The organism is Pseudomonas sp. SDO55104_S430, from assembly GCF_054070595.1.
In genome coordinates this window covers 1-5,703 of sequence record NZ_JBSVXG010000301.1, presented here as the reverse complement: position 1 = coordinate 5,703, position 5,703 = coordinate 1, and the positions used below count along the sequence as shown (strand labels likewise).

Here is a 5,703-nt window from a genome sequence, read left to right as displayed (position 1 = left end):
TACGGTCACGCGAAATCCTGTAGGAGCGAGGCTTGCCCGCGAAGAGGCCAGTCAGATCGACACAAACCTCAACGCTGCTTCAAACGGTCAATCACCACCGCCAGCAACAGAATCGAACCCCGAATCACGTACTGGTAGAAGGTGTCGATGTTCTTCAGATTCATCGCGTTTTCAATGATCGCCAGGATCAGCACCCCGGCAATCACATGCCGGATCATGCCGATGCCGCCACTCAGCGAAACCCCGCCCAGCACGCAGGCTGAAATCACCGTCAGCTCGAACCCCTGGCCGATCATCGGCTGGCCCGAGGTCATGCGCGAGGCCAGGATTACCCCCGCCAGCGCACCGATCACCCCGTGCACGGCGAAGATCATGATCTTGGTCCGGTCCACGTTGACCCCGGCCAACAGCGCCGCTTCCTGGTTGCCACCGATGGCCATGGTGTTGCGCCCGTAGGTGGTGTAGTTCAGCAGCCAGCCGAAGAACAGGAAGCAGACGATGGTGATCAGGATCGGCACCGGAACGCCGAACAGCTGGCCGTTGCCGTAGACGAAGAACGATTCCTGGGACACGCCCACCGCCTTGCCGTTGGCGAAGATGTAGGCCAGGCCGCGGACGATCTGCATGGTCGCCAGCGTGGTGATCAGCGCGTTGACCCGCAACTTGGCGATCACGATGCCGTTGATCAAACCAACGATCAGGCCCATGCACAAGGCAGCGGAAATCCCGAGAAACACGCTGTTGGTATCGCGCATCACCACCGCCGCCACCACACCGGCGCAGGCAATCACCGAGCCCACCGACAGGTCGAAATGCCCGGACGCCAGGCAATACAGCATGGTGCAGGCGGCAATCCCCGTGGTGGAAATCGCCAGGCCCAGGCCGCGCATGTTCAGCGGCGAGAGGAAGTTGTCGATCAGCAAGGTGCAAAGCACGAAGATCCCGACCGCTGCCGCCAACATGGCCCAGTCATCGACAAAGCGCCGCAGGTCCAGCGGTTTACGCTCGGTCGGCAATGTTTCGTTTTTGGTTGTCATCATCATTACCTCTCAGTTCGCGACGCTGTCAGCGCGTTGGCGCGGCAAAGCCAGTTGCAGCAGGTTGGATTCATTGGCCTGTTCGCGGCTCAGCTCGCCGCGCATCACCCCTTCGCACATCACCAGGATGCGGTCGGAAATACCCATCACTTCCATCAGGTCGCTGGACACCACGATCACCGCGATGCCGCTGGCGGCCAGGTTGTGGATGATCTGGTAGATTTCGGCCTTGGCGCCGACGTCGATGCCACGGGTGGGCTCGTCGAGCAGCAGGATCTTCATCGGCATCGACAGCCAGCGACCGAGAATCGCCTTCTGCTGATTGCCGCCGGACAGGAACTTGATCGGCTGCCCGGCGTGCGGAGTCTTCACCCGCAGTGCCTTGATCTGTTTGTCGGCGTTGTTCTTTTCCCAGAGCCCGCGGATCAGGCAACCGAAACGGGAATGCGCCGGGCGCGCACTGATGTTGATGTTCTCGGCGACGCTGCCCAGCGGAATGATGCCCTCCTTCTTGCGGTCCTCCGGGCACAGCAGAATGCCAGCGGCGATGGCATCTCGAGGGGAACTCAACTTGAGTTCATGGCCACGCAATTCCAGGCGCCCGGCGGTGTTGCGCTCCAGCCCGCTGAGCAGGCGGAACAGCTCGGTGCGACCGGCGCCGACCAGACCGAATAGCCCGAGAATCTCGCCCTTGTGCGCCTCGAAACTCATCGGTTCGCGCAAGCCAGGGCCAAGCAGGCCGTCGACCTTCAGCGCCACCGCACCGCGCGGACGCGAGCGATAGTCATAGATGTCCTGGATGTCGCGGCCGACCATGCAGGTCACCAACTGATCGTGGGTCAGCTCGCTCATGTCCTCGAAGGTGCGCACGTAGCGACCGTCCTTGAACACCGTCACCGCATTGCAGATGCGGAACACTTCTTCCATGCGGTGGGAGACGTACAGCACCACTTTGCCTTCGTCGCGCAGGCGCCCGATGATCGCCATCAAGCGATCGATCTCCCGCGCCGACAGGCTGCTGGTGGGTTCGTCGAAGGCGATCACGTGAGCGCCACGGGACAGGGCCTTGGCGATTTCCACCAGTTGCCGCTGGCCGAGGGACAGGCGCCCTACTTTTTCCTGCGGATCGATTTCGTCGGCCAGGCCCTTGAGGCAGGCCAGCGCCTGCTGGCGCAACTGACGACGATTGATCAGGCCGAAACTGGCCGGCAGATGGCCGAGGAACAGGTTTTCGGCGACGGTCATTTCCGGCACCAGATGCAGTTCCTGGTGAATCACCGCCACGCCGCTGCCAATGCTGTCGGCGGTGGATTTGAACACGTGGGTGCGGTCGCCGATCCGCAGGTCGCCGCTGCTCGGGATGTAGGCACCGCCGAGGATTTTCAGCAAGGTCGACTTGCCCGCGCCGTTCTCGCCCATCAGGGCATGAACCTGCCCGGGGTGGGCGATGAAATTGATGTTGTCCAGCGCCTTCACGCCGGGAAAAGTCTTGCCGATCCCGTTGAAACGCAGGCTGCCTCCCGACGGGAATGCGGCCGGTTGTTGTAATTGTGTTTGCGCCATAACCACCTCGTCACACAGATCAGGCGGCCCCGCTGCCGGGGCCGCCGATGAAATCAACCGGCCTTCAGTTCCACAGGCCGATCTTTTCCAGTTCCTGCTTGAAGTTGTCGCGGGTGATCAGGGTCACGTCGTCCATCGCCGTGTATTTCGGCGGCTCTTTGCCGGTGGTGACCCACTCGTACATCATGCTCGCGGTGTTGTAGCCCTCGATGTGCGGGCTTGGGAGCATCGAACCGTAGAAGCCGCTGTTGGGCTTTTTCAGCTCGCCGATGGCGTCGGTACCGTTGATGCCGATGCCGATCACGTTCGCCGCGGCAAAACCGGCAGCCTCGGTGGCGCGCACGCCACCCAGAACGGTGTTGTCGTTCATGCCACCGATGATCAGGTTCTTCGCCGCGCCCGGCAGTTTCACCAGCGCCGAGTTGGTGGCGTCCATGCTGCCTGGCACGTCGAGGGTCTTGAGTGCCGCGAACAGGATGTGATCCTTCGGCATGCCGGCTTCTTCCAGCGACTTGACCGAGCCGTCGGTGCGCTTCTTGCCGGTGTCGAGTTCGTTGTAGGTGTTGATCACCGCGTAGGTGTCTTTCCAGTCCCAGCCGCGTTTCTTGGCTTCGGTGGCCATGGCGGCGCCCTGCTTCTGGCCGACTTCGAACGCGGCCATACCGAGGTACGGAACGTCTTCCATGAACTTGCCGTTGGCGTCCACGAAGCGGTCGTCGACAGCGATCACTTTCAGGTCGTTGAGCTTGGCCTTGGCCATGATCGCAGGACCGAGGGAGACGTCGGGCGGGCAGATCACGAAGCCCTTGGCACCATTGGCCGCCAGGCTGTCGATGGCCGACAGGGTTTTCTCGCCGTCAGGCACGGCGATCTTGATCAGGGTGAAACCCTTCTCCTTGCCGGCCTTTTCGGCAAAGGCCCATTCGGTCTGGAACCAAGGTTCTTCGGCCTGTTTGACCAGGAAACCGATTTTCACCTCCTCGGCCGCCAGCAGCGTGCTGCTGAGACTGAATGCGCTTACCGCCAAAGCGGCACAGCACATGGAACGGATGGCATGACGACGATTCATAAGCTGACTCCTTGTTATTTTTTTGAGCATTCTTTGAAAGCCATTAAAGCGGTGAAACCAAGTTACCAATAGTCATATCGTATGATGATTGGATTTCAGGCGTATTTATCCGCGTGAAATCCCGGTCATTCAGTCGTGGTACATCACTGAACGGCCACCATCGATGGTGATGCAGGAAGCGTTGATGAACGGCGCCTCGTCGCTGGCCAGGAACACTGCGGTCATCGCCACTTCGATCGGCTGGCCGATGCGTTTGGGCGGATGCAGGTCGTAGGCGCGCTGACGTTCGGCGTGGGGATCGGCAAAGCCGTTCCAGTAGTCGACGTTCAGTTGGGTTTCGATGTAGCCCGGTGCGATGGCATTCACGCGAATGCCCTTGGGCGCGTATTCGATGCCCAAAGCGCGGGTCAGGCCGAGCAGACCGTGCTTGGCCACCGGATACGGGAAGCAGCCGGGAATGATGTGGCTGGAATGGGTGGAGGCGATGTTGATGATGCTGCCGACGCTCTGCTCGATCATCTGCGGCAATACCGCCTTGCAGCCATACCAGGCGCCGTCGAGGTCGATGGCGAAGCAACGGTGCCAGTCGTCTTCGGTCATCAGCAGGGGATCGCGGAATACGTTGATCCCGGCGCAATTGACCAGCACGTCGATCCGACCGTGGCGCTCGACTGCGAGCCGGGCCATGGCGTGCAGGTCCTGCTGACGGGAAACGTCAGCCTTGATCGCCACCACGTCGGCTCCCTGATCGCGCCAGTGAGCCGCGACGTTTTCGACCTTGTCGGCCTGGATGTCACTGATGATCAGCTTCGCCTGCTGGCAGGCAAAGGCCGCGACAATGGCTTCGCCGATGCCCTGAGCGGCACCGGTCAACAGCACGACCTTGTCTTTGAGGCGCTCGCCCTTGGGCGGTTCAGGCACCGGCGGTAGTTCGAGGGAATATCGCTGCATCACTTCACCAATCTTGTTTTTTTAAGTGTGAGTGCATCGTGGAACGATGGTGCCGACTATAAACCCGGCACCTGATTAATCTCAATATATAATTTTGCATCCCATATTCTGGGATTTATCCAGCAAATCTCGTACAGAGCTTTCCTGCGACATCCACCTGAATCGACAACACGGCACCGTCCAGCGGGTGATCGAGCGGGCTGGCGGCGCTGGTGATGTACAGGGTTTTCAGGTCGGGGCCGCCAAACACGCAACTGGTCGGACGGCTGACAGGCAACTCGATCACCCGATCAATCTGACCATCCGGCGCCAGCCTGAGCAGGCAACTACCGTCCCAGCGGGCGTTCCAGATAAATCCTTCGGCATCCATCGCCGAGCCATCCGGACCGCCGCGACGATGGGGGCCAAACCAGGTTTGCGCCGGTTCAAGGTTGCCGTCGGTGCGAATGAAATGCCGATACAGCGTGCCGTCGAGGCTGTCGCCGAAATAGACCGTGGTGGCGTCGTCGCTCCAGAGCAAGGTATTGGGGATGCCGAGGCCGCGCAGCAATGGGGTCACTCGTGCATCGCGATCGATGCGGAACAGCCCGCCGGAACGTCGCTCGATGGGCAGATCTTCGCCATTTGAACCGATGTTGTTTTGCATGGTGCCGAGCCAGAGCCGGCCCTGGGCGTCGCAGCGGGCTTCGTTGCCACGGTTGCCGGGTTGCGGATCGGCGACGCAGAACAGGGTCAGGCGTGGTTCAAGCCCCGGGGAATTCAGGTCGAGACGATAAACGCCGCTGCTCAGGGTCACCAATGCATCGCCGCTGGCACAGGGGATAAAGGCCGACACGTGTTCGGGCATCTGCCAGATCTGCACGTTGGAGCCGATCAGGCGCAGGGCTTGTTTGCCGGCGATGTCCACCCAGTAGAGCGCCTGGGTTGGCGCGTCCCAGAACGGTCCTTCGCCGAGATGGGCGCGGTGTTCGGTGACTGCGGTCCACGTCATGAAACCTCCTGATTTGTTCTTGTTTTTTTTTATACTGTGGGAGCGGGCTTGCTCGCGAATGCGGTGTATCAGTCGACATTGATGTTGGCTGA

5 protein-coding genes are annotated in these 5,703 nt (G+C 60.8%); all 5 read right to left on the bottom strand.

What is annotated here, in order from left to right:
• Positions 1 to 68: 68 nt before the first annotated feature.
• On the bottom strand, positions 69 to 1,037 hold the full coding sequence (gene araH, locus ACW9JE_RS28100) for an L-arabinose ABC transporter permease AraH (RefSeq protein ID WP_457434614.1): 969 nt from the start codon (positions 1,035 to 1,037) through the stop codon (positions 69 to 71).
• A gap of 12 nt (positions 1,038 to 1,049) precedes the next feature.
• Positions 1,050 to 2,600 (bottom strand): L-arabinose ABC transporter ATP-binding protein AraG, encoded by a 1,551-nt coding sequence (araG, locus tag ACW9JE_RS28095; protein WP_457434613.1) that lies wholly within the window; start codon positions 2,598 to 2,600, stop codon positions 1,050 to 1,052.
• 64 nt (positions 2,601 to 2,664) lie between these two features.
• On the bottom strand, positions 2,665 to 3,669 hold the full coding sequence (locus tag ACW9JE_RS28090) for a substrate-binding domain-containing protein (RefSeq protein WP_224541690.1): 1,005 nt from the start codon (positions 3,667 to 3,669) through the stop codon (positions 2,665 to 2,667).
• Between the two features lie 129 nt (positions 3,670 to 3,798).
• Positions 3,799 to 4,620 (bottom strand): SDR family oxidoreductase, encoded by an 822-nt coding sequence (locus ACW9JE_RS28085; protein ID WP_457434612.1) that lies wholly within the window; start codon positions 4,618 to 4,620, stop codon positions 3,799 to 3,801.
• A 115-nt stretch (positions 4,621 to 4,735) separates the two neighbouring features.
• The gene (locus ACW9JE_RS28080) at positions 4,736 to 5,611 is read right to left on the bottom strand and encodes an SMP-30/gluconolactonase/LRE family protein (protein WP_457434611.1); all 876 of its coding nucleotides are present in this window, start codon (positions 5,609 to 5,611) and stop codon (positions 4,736 to 4,738) included.
• Between the last annotated feature and the right edge of the window lie 92 nt (positions 5,612 to 5,703).

Excerpts from the sequence above, each read along its gene's own strand:
- araG (WP_457434613.1), bottom strand. The coding sequence starts at position 2,600 with ATGGCGCAAACACAATTACAACAACCGGCCGCATTCCCGTCGGGAGGC.
- ACW9JE_RS28090 (WP_224541690.1), bottom strand. The coding sequence starts at position 3,669 with ATGAATCGTCGTCATGCCATCCGTTCCATGTGCTGTGCCGCTTTGGCG.
- araH (WP_457434614.1), bottom strand. The coding sequence starts at position 1,037 with ATGACAACCAAAAACGAAACATTGCCGACCGAGCGTAAACCGCTGGAC.
- ACW9JE_RS28080 (WP_457434611.1), bottom strand. The coding sequence starts at position 5,611 with ATGACGTGGACCGCAGTCACCGAACACCGCGCCCATCTCGGCGAAGGA.
- ACW9JE_RS28085 (WP_457434612.1), bottom strand. The coding sequence starts at position 4,620 with ATGCAGCGATATTCCCTCGAACTACCGCCGGTGCCTGAACCGCCCAAG.